This is a genomic window from Spirosoma gilvum, from assembly GCF_054776815.1.
This window is the reverse complement of the sequence record NZ_BAAHBH010000002.1, coordinates 1-18,466: the sequence shown is the minus strand read 5'-3', so window position 1 is coordinate 18,466 and position 18,466 is coordinate 1. Positions and strand designations below refer to the sequence as shown.

Here is an 18,466-nt window from a genome sequence, read left to right as displayed (position 1 = left end):
GGAACCAGCCGCCAAACCCTCACCCACTGTTTCAATCCTGCTTAGATTGGATATTGTGTTTGGCCTATAACCACATAGCTTTTCGTAGGTATACAGCTTTCAATCCGATTGTCGATGGATTGTCCTTAAGATGGAAAATAGCCGCTTAGGTTGCATCGGATAGCAAAGCAAGCCGCATGGAGCGTACAGAGATTAGTTATGCATGACGCTTTAATCAATTTATTATCATTATATAATATATCATTTATATAAATTAGGAATTAAGGCTTAGTATTGCAATCTGCCCATACGCTTTAGGTAACTTAACCACTTCCTAATTATTTATATTAATCGTCCCATAATTTTTACATTTGTTTGTTGTACAATCAATTTACCTCATGACCAATAGCGTATCTCAATTCCTGAAAAAAAATAAGGCCCGCCTTTTAGACACCTGGATTCAGAAACAATTAGCCAGCGATAGCCTTCGGGATGATTTAATGACGAATGACGAACTTCGCCTTCAATCCGAAGAATTGGTTAGTCTACTGGTTAAGAATGTAACCGATGAAAATATAGATCAGACAGAGTCCACAAGCTTCGATGAGGTGTACGAACTCCTGTCGGGCATTTCTATGTCGAGAGCCAGGCAGGGCTTTTCCCCTCGCGAAACCGGTCTTTATATTTTCAGCCTGAAAGAAGCCATTTTTGAATTGCTTCAGGAAGAAATGGCCAACGACCCAGCTCGGCTTTTTGAGATAAGCCTGAAATTTAATCGGCTGCTCGACAATCTGGGTGTCATTACGTTCGAAACCTTTATTAAAGGGCGTGAGGAAGTCATTTTTCGGCAAACGGAAGAGATCAGCGACATTTCTACTCCAGTCATTCAGGTTTGGGATGGTATTCTTGCCCTCCCGATCATTGGTACGCTGGACAGCTCACGAACGCAGGTTGTAATGGAAAACCTGCTCCAGAAAATTGTTGATACCGGAAGTAGTATCGCCATTCTGGATATATCGGGCGTGCCGGCAGTCGACTCGCTGGTGGCTCAGCACTTAATCAAAACCGTGAGCGCCACCCGGCTGATGGGCGCCGACTGCATCATCAGTGGTATTCGTCCGGAAATTGCCCAAACGGTCGTTCATCTGGGTATCGATCTATCAAATATTATTACTAAAGCTTCGTTGGCCAGTGCGCTCAAACACGCCTTTGTTATGAACAAACTGGTGGTTAAGCGAACGGAACCCGAAAAGAAAGTTCTATAATCTGACTAGCCGATGGATAAAATACCAATTCTGCGAATGGGACCCTTTCTGTTGGTTACCATTCAGGTCGATTTGTATGATCGGTTAGCCCTGAACCTGGAAGCCGATCTGGTGAATATGGTTCATAAAACAGGGGCTCGCGGTGTGTTGATCGATATTTCGGCGGTGTCGATTGTCGATTCATTTATGGGCCGCATACTGGGTAATATTGCCAGCATGACGCGGGTTCTCGATGCCGAAACGGTGGTGGTAGGAATGCAGCCTGCCGTAGCAATTACGTTGATCGAACTGGGATTATCGTTAAGTGGCGTATATACTGCCCTCGATGTGGAACGGGGGATGGCCCTGCTACAAACCAAAATTGGCCCCGACCATGAACTAATCGACGACGATGCTGATAACGCTGAGTAAAGACAGCATCGCTATCACGAGGGAGCAGGACGTGGTTCCGCTGCGCAACCGAGTTAAAGAGGTAGCGGTAAAAATTGGGATGGGCGTAGTGAACCAAACCAAGCTTATTACGGCCGCCAGCGAACTGGTCCGCAATGTGCTTCGATACGCTGGTACCGGTAATGTCCTGATTGAAGTGGTGAGTCGGGGACGTGAAACAGGCATACGATTGACATTTTCCGACAAAGGGCCGGGCATCGCCGACATCAGTCTGGCTATGCAGGATGGTTACTCAACCGGCAAAAGCCTGGGTTTAGGCCTACCGGGAACGAAGCGCCTGGTTAATGACTTTTCAATACAAAGCGTTGTGGGACAAGGCACTACAGTGACTATTTTAAAGTGGAAGAATGGATAATTCCCCCCATATACGTTTTCAGGCAATTGACCGAAGCTATTTGTCGAGCATCAAAAAAGGGATCTACCAACTCGCCACACTGGTAGGGTTTACAACGCAACGGCTGAGCGAAATTGATCTGATTGTAGCCGAGCTTACCACCAACTTGATCAAACATGCAGGAGGTGGTGAGTTGCTGGTTCGGCACTTTCAGCTTGGAACTAATTCGGGTCTGGAAATTATCAGTATTGACAATGGCCCTGGAATGGCCGATCCAGCTAAGATGATGCAGGATGGCGTGTCAACTACGAATACACTTGGGCATGGATTGGGCTCAATAAAACGACTATCTGATCAGTCACAACTGTATTCAATAAAAGGTTGGGGAACCATCCTACTGGTTAGGCTTTTCAAGAACCCATTAACTAATCAGACTACGGCCTCTAGGTTTGAGTTTCGATCGTTACTAGTCGCCAAACCGGGCGAAATGATGTGTGGCGATGGCATTTATGTTAAAAAGACTGAAGGGTACATCAAGTTGTTGCTGGGCGATGGACTAGGTCATGGCCCCGAAGCGTATAATGCCGTTCAGGCTGCCATTAATGCGTTTCGGATCTGTGTCGATCATCGACCCTCAGAAATCATTCGTTTTTTACACCGCTCCGTAAATAAAACGCGCGGCTTGGTGGGTTCAGTGGTTGTATATGATGTGCTGAATCATCGGTGGAACTGGTGCGGAGTGGGTAACATTTCGACCCGACTCAGCGGGGGCCTAACCAGCAAAAACCTGCTGTCGTACAATGGCATAATTGGCATGAACCTGCCTAATACCATGAACGACCACCTGCTCCCCCTTGAACCAGGACAGCTACTCATTATGTGTTCCGATGGGATTCAATCCCGATGGGACGCCAACAAATATCCTTTAATTCATCGCTACGACCTGACGGTTCTGGCAGCGGCCATCTATAAAGATTATACCCGGCAAACGGATGATGCATCCTTGTTTATCGGGCGTATGCAGGCTAACTATGGAGGAATTAGCTAAAGTATTGCTCGACAACGAGATGGACCTGATTCTGGCCCACAAACGGGCTATGAAATTAGCCGAGTTGGCTGGATTATCGCTGGCCGCCCAAACGACCTTTGCCACCGCCGTGTCTGAGGTAGCGCGGTACACCATGGAACATGGTACGGATCCAGTCCTGATTTTAGGAGCAACCAACTATCAGCGCAATCAGGCACTTATTGCTATTGTTGAAGACAAAACCCTTACCGTAGCCAATCCGCTTCACCAGGGGTTGCAATATGCCCAACGCCTGGTCGAAAAGCTCGAAATCAGCAATAGCGGCCGCGAAAGTAAGATTACGTTGTATTATAGTCTGCCCATCACCCGCAAGATTAGCGCTGAGCGTATCCAGGATTGGCGTTTGCAGTTTATGGCCGACCAGCCCTTATCGGCTTATGATGAGATAAAACGCAAAAACGAGCAGTTGCAGGAGCTCTCCCAGCGGCTGAAAACCAGCGAGCAGCATTATAAAGATGTAACAAATTCCCTGCCGCTGATGATTTTTACGGCCAATCAGATGGGGCAGCTCTTGTATGCCAATGACTGGGTAACTGAATTTACGGGCCGATCAATACAGGGGCTTAACCAAAGTAAATGGGCGGATGTCATTCATCCTGACGATTACTCGTCTTTCTGGAAATTGTGGACTGAGCAGGCAACCCAGCATCTGCCTTTCCAGTGTGAATTCCGGCTAAAAGAAAAAACTTCCCAGACGTATTTATGGCATTTGTTTTCGACTCAACCGGTCACGAATGAGCTGGGAAAAGTAAATGCCTGGACAGGCTTTTTAGTCAATATTAATGCACAGAAGATTGTTGGTCAAACGCTTCAGGAAAAGGAAGAGCTAACCCACGCCAAAGAAGAGCTGGAGCAATCGCAACAGAAGCTGGAAACGACCATCAAAGAGCTTAATCTGAGTAACGCCAAACTTAGTCAGTTTGCCTATATAGCCAGCCACGATTTACAGGAGCCACTCCGGAAAATACAACAGTTTGGTGATCTGGTTAAAACACGTAGTACAACGTTGTCGAGTGAAGACGTGCTGTACCTGGACCGGATGCAATCAGCAGCCGCTCGCATGTCGATACTGATAAAAGATCTGCTCACCTACTCTCGTCTATCGACTCGTCAGGATAAGCCCATCGAAATCCCTCTTAATCAGATAATTAATGCAGCTCTGGAAAACTTATCAGTGAGCGTGGAGGAGTCGATGGCCGAAATTATTGTGGACGACCTACCTGTAGTTGAAGCCGATGTTGCTCAGCTTACTCAATTATTTCAAAACCTGTTGAGCAATTCGCTGAAATTCAGGCAAAAAGATACCAGTCCGAAAATTCATGTATTTGCCCATAAAATTCAGCCAGCCGATTTACCCGACTTCATCAAGCCAGCCCGTCAATCTACCTTTTACACCTGCATTAGTGTGACGGATAACGGCATCGGCTTCGACGAAAAATATTTAGACCGCATCTTTCAGGTCTTTCAACGACTGCATGGCAAAAACGAATTTGCTGGAACCGGCGTAGGGCTTGCTATTTGTGAGAAAGTTGCCCAAAACCACGGCGGAGCCATTACAGCCACCAGCCATCCAGGTCAGGGAGCAACGTTCAAATTATACCTGCCCAGCCAGTAATGCTGCGCGGGAACCCATTTATAAAATTATGATTACCAACCACTTATGGCAGACTTTTACGCCATTTGTACTTCGCTCTTATTACTGGTCTTCCTTAGGCCGTAAAGACGGCAAACCTGCCAGTTTCAGCATCGTATTAGCCTCCTGATTCAGGCTTTTAATCATACGTGTGTGACTCACTAATTTCAGATAGTGGCCTTTATGAGGATTAGAATCTGGCTCATCGCACAGGTCAATATCTACCAGCAATTTCTCCAGTTCCTGCTGTATTGCATTCAATAGCGTAATTAGCTGGCCGATTGGACACTGGCCTATCCATGTTCTTGATTTTTCAGACGACTTCTGCTGTGCATCGTAGGCTTTAAGGTGCTTAACCAGTCGATTATGATTCGAGTGAAGATCAGCAACAACCAATAGCCAGTTCATTAGCACATGCTTATACTCTGCTTTATTTAAAAAGAAGCCATCAGTTGACGACTCATCTTCCATACAAACTTGTTTAATGTTATGGGGTGTTTTACAGTAAAAACTTAAACAAAAGTACACTTATAAGCCATTTAGCGCTATTACTTTTACTATATGGATACAATAGAGAATAATTATAAATAATTTTTTTAAGCTATATATGGACTGACCGTTAGCTACTCAGTTGGTTAACAATTGATTAAATGTAAATTATAACATTTATTTATATATGATACTAATCCATAAAAAGCAATCTATTAACTACTATGTCGAGGATGACTGATTCTTCAAAACTTGGCAGAAGGCTTATCTGTTAGCTACCCTTACAAAACTAACTTATCCAATATTGTAAGTTACATCTAATAAATACTTATCAGTATATATTAGATGTATATACACCGTTTAATAGATTCATTCGCTTTTACAGGCTGATATTCAGAGCGTAACGATCAATAATAAAATATTTAATTAAATTTGAAGATATAACCTAAACTTGTTGTTACTTAATATCCATGACCGTTACACTAAGTGACGAAGAAATGATTCGCCACTACTTGCCCCAGCAGCCTAACCAGTGTTTCGAAGCACTCTATAACCGCTATGTAGGAAAGGTTTACCAGCAGTGTTTGTCGATGACCAACGACTCTGAGCAAGCTCAGGACTTTACCCATGACATTTTCCTGAAAGCATTTCACAAATTGGAAGCTTTCCAGCAACGCTCCAGCTTTTCTACCTGGCTCTATGCTATCGCTTATAATTATTGCGCTGATCAGCTCCGACTGGCCAAGCGAATCCCAACAACAGACCTGACCGTCTATTTGCAGGAAACTCAGGCCGACTATATTGATGCGCAACTTCATGAAGAGGTCCTACAGGTAATGCGGATTGCCATGGATCGGTTAACCGAAGAGGAACGCACATTACTGCGTTTAAAGTACGAGGACGGTATGACCATTGATGACATCGCTCAGTTATACCAGATTAAACCCAGTGCCGTTAAGATGCGGCTGAAGCGAAGCCGGGAGCGTGTTCAGGCAATTTGTGATACACAGTCAGGGCTTTAACGTTATTGATTCAACATTCTAATAGCATATAAACCAACAAAGCCCGGCATCACCGGGCTTTGTTGGTTTACTCCTCTCCCTACTCTTATTGCATTGCAATTGTACGGCTTGCTTGCTGAACGGGTTGAGTTGACAAATTCACCTGCTTACGGATGCTGCCCTCGCTGGATTTAATCTCCAGCTCGTACTCGCCGTCGGCCAATTCGTCTACGTTCAACTTCACAGCGTACTTCTCTTCTTTCTTGCCAATGCTCTGCTCATAAATTACCTGGTTGTTTTTATTCTTCAGCAGCACAACCACGGAGGTAGTAGCTGATTTCTGAACGGCTACCCGAATTTCATGATTGGCCGTTACGTAAGCACTCGCATCGAAAGAGAGTTCTTTAGGTGTGGTAGGATTCATTAAGGTCGAAGCACTTACTAAGATAGATACTGCGACTTTGCTCATTAGTGTTAACATGGTAGTAGTTGTGTTAAGTGTCTTTGAATGTGTTGTTTACTTGTTCTGTTGACAAAAGTAGCAGGTCGGTAGGCCTACGCGAAAGCAAGACCTGATGAAGCGTCGAAATCAATCAATAAGTTGTAGAAAATAGCCGATAAATGGCAATCGGACGGGTCGCTTACAAAAATCACCTGATGGTCTGATTGCTATCATGAGCGCAGTTACCGAATAGCCGTTGTTTTACGGTGTCATTCAACACGGATAAGGGTCTGGCCAGTTAGTCCGCTAAACGCCCTTTTATCCTACTTCGCTTATGAAAACGATTGTTCTTGCTACCGACTTCTCTGCCAACGCCAAACAGGCTGCTTACTTTGCCGCTAAGCTGGCTAACGACCAAAAGGCGCGGCTGATCCTTTTCCATGCTTTTCACCTCTGGCCCGACAATCCGGCCAAAGAAGGCGATTTTCCGTTGTCGGTAAACGCCATGCAGGAAACTATTGAAAAAGCGTTGAAACACCTGGCTCAAGAACTCGAAACGGACCTGGCCCTTGATACCCCGGTTGAGTACGTAGCCAAGGAAGGTCATACGATGAATGCAATCCGTCAGTTTACCAAGGCTCAGTATGCCGATTTACTGATTATGTCGACGGTGGGTACCGCTCCTCAGAGTGCTCAGTTAATGGGCAGTATTGCAACCAGTATGGTGGCCGAAACCGAAGTACCCTTGCTGCTGGTTCCACCAGGTATCACCTATGCCGGACTAAAAAATAGTGTCTTAAGCATCGACCTTGCCGTACCGCCCAATGCCATTGCTCTGGAAACGGCCCTTACGTTTGCCCGGCAATTCGGTAGTGTAATCAATGTGCTTTGCATCAGCGAAACACCCGACGACCCACAGGTTAAAGAACGAGCGGAGCTGATTCGACGGTTGCTCATTCAGCAACCTCATACGCTCAGCATTGTGGCTGGCCATGAAGTGTACAACACGTTACTGGACTTTTCCCATACGAATAAAGCCGACCTGATCATGATGCTTCCACAAAGTCGAAGCTGGTTCTGGCATCTTTTCACTGAAGGCGAAACCCAACGCATGGCCCGCCTGACTGACCTGCCTTTACTGGCTATTGTGTAAACAGTACTCATTCCTGTCCAAGAAGCATGAAAATCGCCTTTTTTAGTTACCAGCCTTACGAACTTCCGTTTCTGGAAGCGGCCAATCAGTCAACGCACCATCAGTTCACATTTATCCGTCAAAAACTCTCACCAGAAACAGCGTTTTTGGCGGCCAGGCATGATGCCATATGTGTGTTCGTGCATGACCAACTCAACGCGCCCACCCTTCAGCGTCTGGCCGATTTAGGCATCAAACTGGTAGCGTTGCGCTGCACGGGTTATAACCAGGTCGATATAGAAGCAGCCCGGCAATTAGGTATTCGTGTGTTGCGGGTACCAACCTACTCTCCTCATTCGGTAGCTGAGCACACCGTAGCGCTGCTGATGGCCTTAAATCGAAAAACCCATCTGGCGTATCAGCGTACCCGAAAAAATAACTTTACACTCGATGGCCTGTTAGGCTTCGACCTGTACGGAAAGCGCGTTGGTATAGTTGGCACGGGTAAAATTGGTGTTGCATTTGCCCGCATCATGCTTGGATTTGGTTGCCACGTAATCGCTTATGATCAAGTGCGTTCGGCAGTCTTGCAACAACTAGGTGTTGAATACAGGCCGCTGCCCGAGCTATTATCCGCATCCGATGTGGTATCGCTGCATTGTCCGTTAACTCCTGAAACACATCATCTGATTAATACCGATACGCTAAGCCATATGAAACAGGGAGCGTATCTGCTCAATACCAGCCGGGGTGGCTTACTGGATACGTCGGCCGTCCTGACTGCCTTACAAGCCGGCCATTTAGGTGCTCTGGGCATAGATGTGTACGAACTGGAGGATAACTTCTTTTTTGCTGATTGGTCCGAAGAGCCCTTGCCGGACGCCGAGCTCAATACATTGACGCATTTACCAAATGTACTGGTGACATCTCACCAGGGCTTCTTCACAGCGGAAGCACTTTCACAGATCGCACAAGCTACCATCAACAATCTAACCCATTCGGAGCAGGCACACCCACTAAATAATGTTGTAGTTGGTTAATATAAACTAGTGTATGAGTGGAGAAACCAGTTCGGGCTTCCTGAACTGGTTTTTAGTTTTCTGACAATAAAGAACCCTACCACGGTGTAAATCGTAGTAGGGTTCGTGCGAACTATTAGCTTTTAAAATGCAGGCTGAGCCGATATGTACTGGCGAATTTCATGCTTGAATACACGAAAATCACCGTGAAAACTGTCCATTTCTTCGCGTAAGTACTGCTGATTGAGCCGTGTCTCCTTATCCAGCACCTGATCGAAGCGTACGCCTAAGGCTACTTGTTCGCTAGTCTCCTGAATATCATTCAGCAATCGCTTGATGAGTCGGCGGAAATGATGGAGTTGGCTAAGCTCCGTTTGCCAGGTGTCGGTGGGTGTACTTGTTGGGTCCATGTTTTCGTTTAAGGTCCCAAGCAAGTCTTCCCAGAAATTCACCTCCTGTAGGGATAACTCCAATTCGCTGCGCCAGATACGATGCAGCAGATTCACGTCGGTAAGTTGGTGGTATTTTTCGGGTTTCATACGTATGTTAGTCAAGGTAAGTGGCAAATGGTATCTTATCGAATGTTGATCGCAGGTTACGCAATGGCGCATCATAAAGAGTCAGCAGTGGCACGGAAGGCTGGTAGGCTATCGAGCGGCTCACACTCTTATGGCGGATGACATCGAACAAACTCTTATGATGTGGCAGCATAACCAGCATATCAACCTTATGCGTTTTCAGGTATGACTTGATGCCATGCAGGACGTTGTCGTCGTAGATGGTATACGTATCCGTTTGTACTTCCTGAAACGCATCCAGTATATATTGACGACCTAATTCTGAGGTACGAGCTCTCGAATTATCTGGGTTTTCAATCGTCAACACGGTCAGGTCCGCTTCTTTCCGACTTGCCAGATCGTTTACCAGGCGTAACGAATGAGCATCGTTGACCGATCGGTAGTCCGTTGCTAAAACGATCTGTTCAAGGGGGCGAATCGGAGCCGAAGTGGGCACAACCAGCACATTGGTTTTGGCATCCCGAACCAGACCGGTCGCCACACTACCCAATAGCTCGCTCCATCCCGAACCGGCTGCTCCCAGCACCACCAGATCGTAGTGTTCCTTCACGAGCAATTGATTTACGATACCGGCTGGTGAGCCCATCACAGCCATTGTTCGGTAGGTATGGTAAGCAGGCTCTGGTTGACGGGTCATTTCGGACCGAAGCTGTTTGAGTAGTTTTTCGGCCATCTTCCAGCGTTCGGCCAGGAGCGTTGCACCGGCATATTCCATATCGGGCTCAATCGGGCAAGCATACAGAAAGCAGAAATCGGCGGCTGTATCACTGAAAAGAGCCTGCGTATAGGCAATTGCATGCTGAGATGCCGCCGAAAAGTCAGTCAATAAGAGGATTTTATACATGATACGTCAGGGTTGACTAAGAAAGACTCGATTCCATCTATACACGCTCCAGCAACCACCACAATGGCTTTCGTCGTTTAATGACCTTATAATTCTGCTGAACGTAGTTTTGAATGTGTTGCTGCGCTTCTGTGACATCGTCGGTCAGGCAAACGTATTGGAGATCTTTCTGGCTAATGGTTCCCGCCAGAAGCATATCCTGCATATAATCCATCAACGGCTGGTAATAATCGCGCCCCATCAGCACCACCGGAAACTGATGAATAACGCCCGTTTGCACGAGTGTCAGCGTCTCAAATAATTCATCCATCGTTCCCCAGCCACCGGCCATCACGACAAAAGCATAGGAATACTTCAGCAGTAAAACTTTCCGCACAAAGAAGAAATCGATGGTGACGCCAGTATGCAGATACGGATTGGGACGTTGCTCGAAGGGCAGTCGAATGTTGCACCCGACCGAACGCCCACCGGCTTCATAAGCTCCCCGATTAGCCGCTTCCATCAATCCCGGCCCGCCACCCGTCATAACCGTAAAGCCCAGATCCCGGATAGCACGACCAACCTGACGGGCCAGTTTATAATACGGATGATCTTCCTGAAAGCGTGCCGACCCAAATACCGTGACGCATGGACCCACAAAGTGTAATGTCCGTAAACCCTTCAAAAACTGCCAACCAACCTGTAGAATAAACCGAAGCTCCGACCGTCGATCTTTAGGCCCGTCGAGTGCCTGGGTGAGCGCATCTGTCAGCAGCGGGCGGATACGATGCTGGCCCGAATGAGCGATAGACGGAGTATCGATTGTGGTCATTTTGAGAGGATTAGCCAGATTAATATACTGGCAGCAAATCCATAACAAACATAGGTCAGATGTTCTGCCCTACTCCTGTCGGCCATCAGTCCTCTTCGTGAGAGTAATCAGTTTAGTGGCCATTATGGTCGAGCCAGTGATACCGGCAACCTATAAACGTATGCCTTAGTTAAAAGGCAAAACCAATGATTTTCGCTCTACTTCCTTTCGCTCCAGACGGTCGTTGCCCCGGCGATAAAGCTGGTAAAAAGCCAGAGTCATCAATAAGGTCGATGGAAAAGCAGCCGCAATCCCCAGTGGCGTAATAGCCAGGCAGAAAATTATACCGCCCAGGCAGCCTAGCCTAAACCAAATTCCTTCCATAAACATCGATGCGGCAATAAGTAATTGGCCGACGGCTATGCTTTGCACCATGGGTGTGATAATGGTTTCGAAAGAACCAAGAATAAATTGCCGATAAAGCGGAATGGAATAATCAGCAAAGTCCTGATAAAGCCAGGGTGTCTCCAGGCCCGTACGGGTATTGATAATAGCGGCTCCCAGAAAGAGTATAAAGAAGCCGATCCGGGCAGCCAACGGCCATCGAAAGCTGGCTATCAACTGTACTATCGATAGTAAATTGACAACTACGTATGTAATAATAATTGTGGTATCCAGTGCCTCCAGCGCTTCCATAATCGTATAGATTAAAAAAGATTGTCAACTCCACTCTTTCGTCTCACTACGCCCCGTTTTGCTCAAAATCCGAATGCGATACACAACCATGGGTTTTTCGATAACCGGCTCAGCGACAGCCTCAGCTACCTGCATACGAGGAGCCTCCCGGCCGGGTCCTAGACGCTGTAATACAAACATCCGTTCGTCGCCTGCCAACTCCTCATACACGCCCTGCACAACTACACTTCGCCAACAGGTGGGGCTGCTCATTTCATCGACTTCAAAACATACATTCGGATTTTGCCGAAGCAAGCGGGTTTTTGTCCCTTCCCGCGTTTGTCCATAGATCGCCTGTCCATCATAGAGGTAAGCAACCGGCAAGACCAATACCTGTCCATCTGCGTAGCAACCAATACGTCCAAAGAACTGATTACGCAAGACAAAATCTGTTACTTCCGGAGATAAATCACGTAACATGGCTACCAGTAGTTAGATCGCCCAACGAGTTTAGGCTAATCAAAGCTACGCGCTTCATGAGCAGAACTGGCAGAGCCTGGTCAGGCAAACGAGTGATTTTTGTCAGTGATGAAAATCAGCGCATTACGCATCAATCGTCAGGGCAAATACGCTCACAATCAAGTTGTTTTGGGCTATACTCTAAACAACCAACGAGCATGAACACGATTGTTGTCCCCTCCGATTTAAGCTCAGAAACAGACATTGCTCTGTCAGTGGCCGTCGACATTGCCCGAACCTACGGATCTACGATACAGCTTGTCCATTCCGTTGTATACCCGCTACCAGTACCCGCTTATGCCGAAGCGGCAACCATTGCGGTAAACCGAACCCTGGAAGAATGTCAGGAAATTGAGCAGGAAGCCCGAACCATACTGGCGCGGCTAGCTGCCAACGAAACCTATACAGGTGTTACCATTGTTCCTGTCTTACTAACCAATGGTGAAGGTCTGGTTCATAACATTACCGAGCAGTCGGCCGACCTGATTGTGATGACATCGGAAGGCACAACCGGACTGGAAGAGTGGCTGATTGGCTCCAATGCCGAAGCCATCGTCCGATACGCTAAATGCCCGGTACTGGTCGTGAAAGAGCCAATTGCCCAGTTCCAGCCTGAAACGATCGTTTGTGGGATCGATATGGATGATCGGCTCAAAGTTGTTCAGCACTACCCATTTCAGATGGGAAAACAGGGATTGCATCAGTTTCTGTACGTGACGACACCCCTGGATAACCACGTGCCGGAGGGCGTACATGACTGGGTAAGTGAATTCGCCCGTTCACAGCACATTTCCGAATTCGACTTCGCCGTTCGGCAGGCCCGAAACATTCCTGATGGCATTATCAGCTATGCCGACGAGGTCAATGCCGATCTGGTCGTTTTGTTTACCCACGGCTACAAAGGGCTTCGGCATTTGCTATCAGGCAGCGTAGCCGAAGATGTGCTGAATCATTCAAAAAGACCCGTTCTGGTTATGCGCATCTGAGTTGTTAAGCATTGAAAAACATACCAAAATACTCCTACGTGATAAATGTCACGTAGGGGTATTTTGGTATAGGCGAAATTTATACCATCAACTAAAGCAATCCATGACAATGATAAATTTATTGAAATCGGTATTTGGCGGTTCGGGCAATGCTCCGCTTCAGGAAGCCTTAGAACAGGGCGCTGTCATTATTGATGTTCGATCGCCTGGCGAGTTTGCCGGAGGCCATGCGCAGGGAGCCGTAAATATCCCGCTGGACCAGCTTGAAACCAAACTGAATAAGATCAAAAGCTATCAGAAACCGATTGTGCTTTGCTGCGCTTCGGGCATGCGTAGTGCCCGCGCCAAATCGATCTTAACCAGTCATGGCGTAACCAATCTACATGATGCCGGTAGCTGGCGTAATTTGAAATAGCCTATGTATTGAATTTTGGTAAACCGCGAGGGGTCCATAGACGCAAAGAAGTATAAATCTTATTCTTTGCGTCTATGGACCCCTCGCGGTTAGTAAAGCAATATACTCAACTCTTAATCATATACCTGAATCGAAATATGAACCCTGGGCTCCATCGTCACTCTCGACTTAACCGAGTTGGTGACCAGGCAGGCTTGCTCCGTCTTTTGAAGCACACGCTGGGCTTTGTCTGTATCGCCCTCATGATTCAGCAGTACACTTGGAAATAGTTTAATCTCACTGATCATTAACTTATTATCTACATTTCCAAGCACGCCAATGGCCCGGCAGCTAAAGTCCTCAAAGTTCAATTTTGAATTTTCGGCAACGGCCAGAAACGTTGTCATAAAACAGCTTGAAACGGCCGCTATCAGTAGATGCTCGGGCGACCATACTCCCGGCATTCCCTTTGGAAATTCGGGGGGAGTCGCTACTTCAATCGTTTCGTTCAAATCGTGCGAACTGAGTCGACCCAGACGAGCATACTGCCAGTCGAGGTTTACGTTGTATTCATGTGCTTCCATAAGGATAAATAGAGGAAAAGTAAGCCTGCCTTATACAACAGGCTCACGGTTATGAGAGATGTATCAGAGAAGTGTTGTCGGGCAAACGTAATCGGTCAGCGGGAGTCTACCTGCTTTTTTGATAGCCGCAAACCCACCCGCTACGTCGATCAGATTCGTAAATCCTCGCGCTTTCAGGATCGAGATGGCCACCATCGAACGATAACCACCGGCACAGTGAACGAAATAGGTTTTGCTGCGGTCGATCAGGGCCATGTTGTCGTTCAGATAATCCAGCGGCAGGTTCTCGGCACCTACAATATGCTCTGAATCGAACTCGCTCTTGCGTCGGACGTCAAGCACAGGTAAGTCGGGGTTCTGTTCATAGCGTTCGGCAAAGGTTTCGGCCGAAATGGATGTAACCGTATCGACTTCACAGCCTTCTGACTGCCAGGCAGTAAATCCACCCTGCAAGTAACCAAGGCAATTATCGTAACCAACACGGGCCAGTCGCAAAACAGCCTCTTCGGCTTTCCATTCGGGTGTAATGAGTAAGATGGGTTGTTTCAGATCAGGCACCAGCGTACCGACCCAACCGGCAAACTGCCCTTCCAGACCAATATTGATCGAGTTAGGAATAAAACCTTTCGCAAACTCCTGGGCCGTACGCACATCCAGCATCAAAGCCCCAACTTCATTGGCAGCAGCTTCGAATGCGGCTGGCGACAGTACTTGAGTTCCCTGCTGGATCACATCATCGACTCGCTCATAACCCATTTTGTTGAGTACCGCATTTTTTGGAAAGTACTGCGGAGGTGGCATCAGCCCGGTAGTAACTTCTTTCACAAACTCCTCTTTCGAGCGGGCGCGTAGGGCGTAGTTGAATCGTTTCTGATTGCCCAGCGTGTCGGTCGTTTCCTTACTCATGTTTTTGCCACAGGCCGAACCAGCTCCATGTCCTGGGTAAACGATCACATCGTCAGGCAAGGGTAAGATTTTCGTATGCAGGCTGTCGTACAGATAACCGGCCAGGTCTTCGCGGGTCAGGTCGGTCTTCACGGCCAGATCGGGGCGACCGACATCGCCAATGAACAAGGTGTCGCCCGTGAAGATGGCGGTTTCTTTGCCGTTTTCGTCAATCAGTAGAAACGTCGACGACTCCATTGTATGCCCTGGCGTGTGCAACACCCGGATTTTCACCTTGCCCAACGGGAACTCTTCGCCATCTTTTGCCACATGCGCCGTATAGCCGGGCTGTGCCGTTGGGCCGAATACGATGGTAGCGCCAGTCTTGGCCGACAGATCGAGGTGCCCCGATACGAAGTCGGCATGGAAATGGGTTTCAAAAATGTACTTAATCGTGGTGCCAGTAGCAGACACCCGCTCGATATAGGGCTTTGTTTCGCGAAGTGGATCAATGATGGCAGCTTCGCCTTCACTCTCAATGTAATATGCAGCCTCAGCCAGACAGCCGGTATAAATTTGCTCTACGTTCATGGTGTTTTGACGATTAAATGGGTACATCAAAATTGGCTGAAAGACGAGGCCGCTTCTGTGATGTATGTTACAAAGACCACATGATTATCGTCAGCTTGTTCTAACACCTAAGCCATTAACGGGTTAAATGACCATGCGCATTCATGAAGAACTGGTCCTGTTGTTTAGTGTCCTTAAATGGGTCATTCTGTCGGTACTGATCGGCTGTCTGACCGGTTTGGCCGCATCGGGTTTTATCCTGTTCATTCATTATGTGATTGAGCAAAGCAACCACTACCAGCATGTGTTTTACTGGCTCCCCCTCAGTTTTTTTGTGGCTAACCTGCTCAGTCAGTTCGTCTTGAAGCAGCACGTCGGTACCGATGCCCTGATTGCGGCCATCAACCGAAATTTTGGTAAAATGGAAGCAAGTTTCGTCCCCACCAAAGTCATCAACGTCATTCTGATTCTGGCTACGGGTGGCTCGGCGGGTAAAGAGAGTCCCTGTGCCCAGATCGGGGCGGGTCTGGGTAGCCTCTGCGCCAATCTATTCCGGGTCGACGATATCGACCGCCGAAAAATGGCATTATGTGGCTTTTGTGCCGGTTTCTCCTGCGTATTCGGTGCGCCCGTGGCGGGTGCGTTGTTTGGCATTGAGGTGCTGGCCGCTGGGGTTATTCTTTACGATGTGCTGCTGCCTGCTTTCGTGGCCTCTATCACGGCGTATCAGATTTCTTCGGCGTTGGGCGTCACCTTTTTTTACTACCCGCTTCAGTTCGTTCCAGCTTTTGGGCGGGGTTTCTTTCTGCAACTGCTGGGTGGAGGTATCATCTTTGGGCTATGTGCCTACGGGCTGATCCGGGCTATCCAGTCCAGTACGTCGGCAGTAAGTTCCATTCCGATCTGGCGTCCGTGGAAAGGGCTATTAGGTGGTATGGCACTGGTCGGGCTGACGCTTTTATTTTCCCGCGATTACCTGGGGCTGGGGCTGAACTTGATGGAAAATGCCATTGAAGGGCATCCGGTCAGACCTTACACGTTTCTGCTGAAAGCGCTCTTTACCGTTATTACCCTGAGCATCAGCCGGAGTGGCAGTATTATTACGCCTACTTTATTCATCGGAGCCACGGCGGGCAGTTTCTACGCCGATCTGGTTGGTGCCGACCACTCAACATTTGCTGCCATTGGTTTTGTCAGTCTGCTGGCAGGAGCAGCTAATACGCCCATTGCCTGTAGTATCTTAGCGATCGAACTGTTTGGGGCCGAAGTTGCTCCTTATGCCGCCGTATCCTGCGTTATTAGCTTTCTGATGTCCGGTCATCGTAGTCTGTATGCGTCACAGGTGCTTACCGTACCCAAATCCAGTGCAATACCGACCAAAACAGGCCAGGAGTTCAACGCAATAGCTTCTCCAGTAATCCGGTGGCGGGTTCATCTGCCAGACTGGTTAAAAAAGATAGTCCAGCGTTTTCGTATGAATCGCTAAAACTAACCTTACAGACCTTTACAAACCGGCTTTGTGATATAGGCTCAGCCCTGCTCCTGTTTCAGAATCAGTTCGATGATGGCCACGGAAACCGTTTCCACAAACTGATCAGCGCTTGCTGAGAATCTTCATCGGGCGAAACAAACTGAAAAACAATCCGATGGACTTTGCCCCTGGGCGACTTCCTACCGAATAATGAAGTGCAGGCAAAAGTCCAACTCTGAAAGGGCAAACTCCGTAACAATAGTCACACAGGACCTTTCTTCGCGTATTGGCTCATTCGTTATCAATATCAACACGAACGCCACAGGCTAATCCCGTGGCGTCGTCTTCGTTTAGGTTAAGAAAGGTAGGTAATAATTACTTTTTTCGGGCCATCAGCCGCCGTTATGGTACGCTCCTTCGCGCATTCACAAACGCCTGGTTATGCATGATTTGTTTCGAGTTGATTCACTACGTATTCCAGTTGCCGAGCCTGCACAACACCCGATTGCCGCCAAACGATCTGTCCTTTTTGAAACAGAATCAGCGTCGGTACACCCTGAATCCGGTACGCACTGGCAACGGCTGGACTTTGATCGACGTCGATTTTCAGGATACGAACCCGATCGCCCATGTGCCCGGCAAACTCTTTCAGTATTGGGACCATCATCTTACAGGGACCGCACCATTCGGCTGAGAAATCCACCAGTACGGGCGTATTGCCCCTGATAATGTCGTTAAACGTTTCTTTTTTGTGGGTTTCCATCGATGTTCATTAGTTTTTGACCGAGTTGATGAAGCATGTCGCCCAGCAAAAAGCCGGTGGTTGCACCCCAGATGGTCATGGACTGCCAGTGCGACTGAATGGGGCAATGACCAGTCAGGCAACCGACCTCGCGCCAGTACACGAACCCACCCACAGCACCCAGCAAAGCACCGATCCATTGCCATCGGTTAACGTACTTCTTCATACGGTATTTCGTCCGGGGTTTCGGCAGAATTGACTTTGGTCGTGTGCATTTGTCGGGGAAGGCCGCAGCCAGCCACTCCACAGCCCACGTTTAGCAGGCTTTGCAGCAGCAGTATACCGCCCATAAGGCCAAGCAGAGGCTGATGGTCGGTAATGGCACTCCAGATAATGAGGCTTCCGGCTACTAACCGGACAATCCGCATCACATCCCAGTTTTTCAATAAGGTTTCCATACGATTTGATTATAGGACTTTCGCTTAAAGAGTAAAAATGGCAACTTCACAGCATGATAGCTAAGCAGGAATACATCGAATACTTGATCAGTACGCCTTTTAACTATACCTGTACCAACTTGGCTGAACATAAACCTAA

General features: G+C 47.8%; 23 protein-coding genes. 11 read left to right on the top strand and 12 right to left on the bottom strand.

What is annotated here, in order from left to right:
* The first annotated feature begins 377 nt into the window (after positions 1-377).
* Genes ACYVFD_RS04825 through ACYVFD_RS04805 form a run of 5 tightly spaced genes read left to right on the top strand, consistent with a single transcriptional unit; the run spans position 378 to position 4,730 of the window.
* Entirely contained in the window at positions 378-1,244 is an 867-nt protein-coding gene (locus ACYVFD_RS04825; RefSeq protein WP_461088639.1) for an STAS domain-containing protein, read from the top strand.
* Positions 1,245-1,256: 12 nt separating this feature from the next.
* On the top strand, positions 1,257-1,655 hold the full coding sequence (locus ACYVFD_RS04820) for an STAS domain-containing protein (protein WP_461088638.1): 399 nt from the start codon (positions 1,257-1,259) through the stop codon (positions 1,653-1,655).
* A complete protein-coding gene (locus tag ACYVFD_RS04815) occupies positions 1,636-2,049 on the top strand; it encodes an anti-sigma regulatory factor (protein WP_461088637.1) in 414 nt (137 codons plus the stop codon). Before ACYVFD_RS04820 ends, ACYVFD_RS04815 begins: the two co-directional genes overlap by 20 nt.
* Entirely contained in the window at positions 2,042-3,076 is a 1,035-nt protein-coding gene (locus ACYVFD_RS04810; protein ID WP_461088636.1) for an anti-sigma regulatory factor, read from the top strand. Before ACYVFD_RS04815 ends, ACYVFD_RS04810 begins: the two co-directional genes overlap by 8 nt.
* Positions 3,060-4,730, top strand: a complete 1,671-nt coding sequence (locus tag ACYVFD_RS04805) for an ATP-binding protein (RefSeq protein WP_461088635.1) — start codon at positions 3,060-3,062, stop codon at positions 4,728-4,730. The genes ACYVFD_RS04810 and ACYVFD_RS04805 overlap by 17 nt, the downstream gene beginning before the upstream one ends.
* Before the next feature lie 81 nt (positions 4,731-4,811).
* On the opposite strand, the gene ACYVFD_RS04800 is transcribed toward ACYVFD_RS04805, so the two are convergent.
* Positions 4,812-5,219 carry a hypothetical protein gene (locus tag ACYVFD_RS04800; protein WP_461088634.1) on the bottom strand — a complete coding sequence of 136 codons (408 nt, stop codon included), beginning with the start codon at positions 5,217-5,219 and terminating at the stop codon, positions 4,812-4,814.
* Positions 5,220-5,707: 488 nt separating this feature from the next.
* Between ACYVFD_RS04800 and ACYVFD_RS04795 the strand changes: the two genes are divergently transcribed.
* Positions 5,708-6,259: an RNA polymerase sigma factor gene (locus ACYVFD_RS04795; RefSeq protein ID WP_461088633.1), complete on the top strand. Its 552-nt coding sequence runs from the start codon at positions 5,708-5,710 to the stop codon at positions 6,257-6,259.
* A gap of 85 nt (positions 6,260-6,344) precedes the next feature.
* Here ACYVFD_RS04795 and ACYVFD_RS04790 read toward each other — a convergent pair whose 3' ends face one another.
* Positions 6,345-6,662 carry a DUF3244 domain-containing protein gene (locus ACYVFD_RS04790; protein ID WP_461088632.1) on the bottom strand — a complete coding sequence of 106 codons (318 nt, stop codon included), beginning with the start codon at positions 6,660-6,662 and terminating at the stop codon, positions 6,345-6,347.
* Between the two features lie 352 nt (positions 6,663-7,014).
* Here ACYVFD_RS04790 and ACYVFD_RS04785 point away from each other — a divergent pair, with 352 nt between their 5' ends.
* Together ACYVFD_RS04785 and ACYVFD_RS04780 are read left to right on the top strand one after the other, a co-directional pair.
* Positions 7,015-7,833: a universal stress protein gene (locus ACYVFD_RS04785; RefSeq protein WP_461088631.1), complete on the top strand. Its 819-nt coding sequence runs from the start codon at positions 7,015-7,017 to the stop codon at positions 7,831-7,833.
* 26 nt (positions 7,834-7,859) lie between these two features.
* A complete protein-coding gene (locus tag ACYVFD_RS04780) occupies positions 7,860-8,852 on the top strand; it encodes a 2-hydroxyacid dehydrogenase (protein ID WP_461088630.1) in 993 nt (330 codons plus the stop codon).
* Positions 8,853-8,974: 122 nt separating this feature from the next.
* Here ACYVFD_RS04780 and ACYVFD_RS04775 read toward each other — a convergent pair whose 3' ends face one another.
* The 5 genes from ACYVFD_RS04775 to ACYVFD_RS04755 form a co-directional block, all read right to left on the bottom strand.
* Entirely contained in the window at positions 8,975-9,370 is a 396-nt protein-coding gene (locus ACYVFD_RS04775; RefSeq protein ID WP_461088629.1) for a hypothetical protein, read from the bottom strand.
* A 7-nt stretch (positions 9,371-9,377) separates the two neighbouring features.
* The gene (locus ACYVFD_RS04770) at positions 9,378-10,253 is read right to left on the bottom strand and encodes a universal stress protein (protein WP_461088628.1); all 876 of its coding nucleotides are present in this window, start codon (positions 10,251-10,253) and stop codon (positions 9,378-9,380) included.
* 37 nt (positions 10,254-10,290) lie between these two features.
* Positions 10,291-11,064, bottom strand: coding sequence for an LOG family protein (locus tag ACYVFD_RS04765; RefSeq protein WP_461088627.1), 774 nt, complete (start codon positions 11,062-11,064; stop codon positions 10,291-10,293).
* 165 nt (positions 11,065-11,229) lie between these two features.
* The gene (locus ACYVFD_RS04760) at positions 11,230-11,739 is read right to left on the bottom strand and encodes a hypothetical protein (protein ID WP_461088626.1); all 510 of its coding nucleotides are present in this window, start codon (positions 11,737-11,739) and stop codon (positions 11,230-11,232) included.
* Between the two features lie 24 nt (positions 11,740-11,763).
* A complete protein-coding gene (locus ACYVFD_RS04755; protein WP_461088625.1) occupies positions 11,764-12,198 on the bottom strand; it encodes a pyridoxamine 5'-phosphate oxidase family protein in 435 nt (144 codons plus the stop codon).
* Between the two features lie 197 nt (positions 12,199-12,395).
* Here ACYVFD_RS04755 and ACYVFD_RS04750 point away from each other — a divergent pair, with 197 nt between their 5' ends.
* Positions 12,396-13,223 (top strand): universal stress protein, encoded by an 828-nt coding sequence (locus ACYVFD_RS04750; RefSeq protein ID WP_461088624.1) that lies wholly within the window; start codon positions 12,396-12,398, stop codon positions 13,221-13,223.
* Positions 13,224-13,332: 109 nt separating this feature from the next.
* On the top strand, positions 13,333-13,638 hold the full coding sequence (locus tag ACYVFD_RS04745; RefSeq protein WP_461088623.1) for a rhodanese-like domain-containing protein: 306 nt from the start codon (positions 13,333-13,335) through the stop codon (positions 13,636-13,638).
* 113 nt (positions 13,639-13,751) lie between these two features.
* Here ACYVFD_RS04745 and ACYVFD_RS04740 read toward each other — a convergent pair whose 3' ends face one another.
* Both ACYVFD_RS04740 and ACYVFD_RS04735 read right to left on the bottom strand, forming a co-directional pair.
* The gene (locus tag ACYVFD_RS04740) at positions 13,752-14,201 is read right to left on the bottom strand and encodes an OsmC family protein (RefSeq protein WP_461088622.1); all 450 of its coding nucleotides are present in this window, start codon (positions 14,199-14,201) and stop codon (positions 13,752-13,754) included.
* A gap of 63 nt (positions 14,202-14,264) precedes the next feature.
* A complete protein-coding gene (locus ACYVFD_RS04735; protein WP_461088621.1) occupies positions 14,265-15,677 on the bottom strand; it encodes an MBL fold metallo-hydrolase in 1,413 nt (470 codons plus the stop codon).
* A gap of 133 nt (positions 15,678-15,810) precedes the next feature.
* Here ACYVFD_RS04735 and ACYVFD_RS04730 point away from each other — a divergent pair, with 133 nt between their 5' ends.
* The gene (locus tag ACYVFD_RS04730; protein WP_461088620.1) at positions 15,811-17,142 is read left to right on the top strand and encodes a chloride channel protein; all 1,332 of its coding nucleotides are present in this window, start codon (positions 15,811-15,813) and stop codon (positions 17,140-17,142) included.
* 424 nt (positions 17,143-17,566) lie between these two features.
* Here ACYVFD_RS04730 and trxA read toward each other — a convergent pair whose 3' ends face one another.
* From trxA to ACYVFD_RS04715, 3 genes are read right to left on the bottom strand one after another with little or no spacing between them, the layout of a single operon-like run.
* Positions 17,567-17,890, bottom strand: coding sequence for a thioredoxin (gene trxA / locus ACYVFD_RS04725; protein WP_461088619.1), 324 nt, complete (start codon positions 17,888-17,890; stop codon positions 17,567-17,569).
* A complete protein-coding gene (locus tag ACYVFD_RS04720) occupies positions 17,862-18,095 on the bottom strand; it encodes a hypothetical protein (protein WP_461088618.1) in 234 nt (77 codons plus the stop codon). The genes trxA and ACYVFD_RS04720 overlap by 29 nt, the downstream gene beginning before the upstream one ends.
* The gene (locus tag ACYVFD_RS04715; RefSeq protein ID WP_461088617.1) at positions 18,079-18,327 is read right to left on the bottom strand and encodes a hypothetical protein; all 249 of its coding nucleotides are present in this window, start codon (positions 18,325-18,327) and stop codon (positions 18,079-18,081) included. The genes ACYVFD_RS04720 and ACYVFD_RS04715 overlap by 17 nt, the downstream gene beginning before the upstream one ends.
* Between the last annotated feature and the right edge of the window lie 139 nt (positions 18,328-18,466).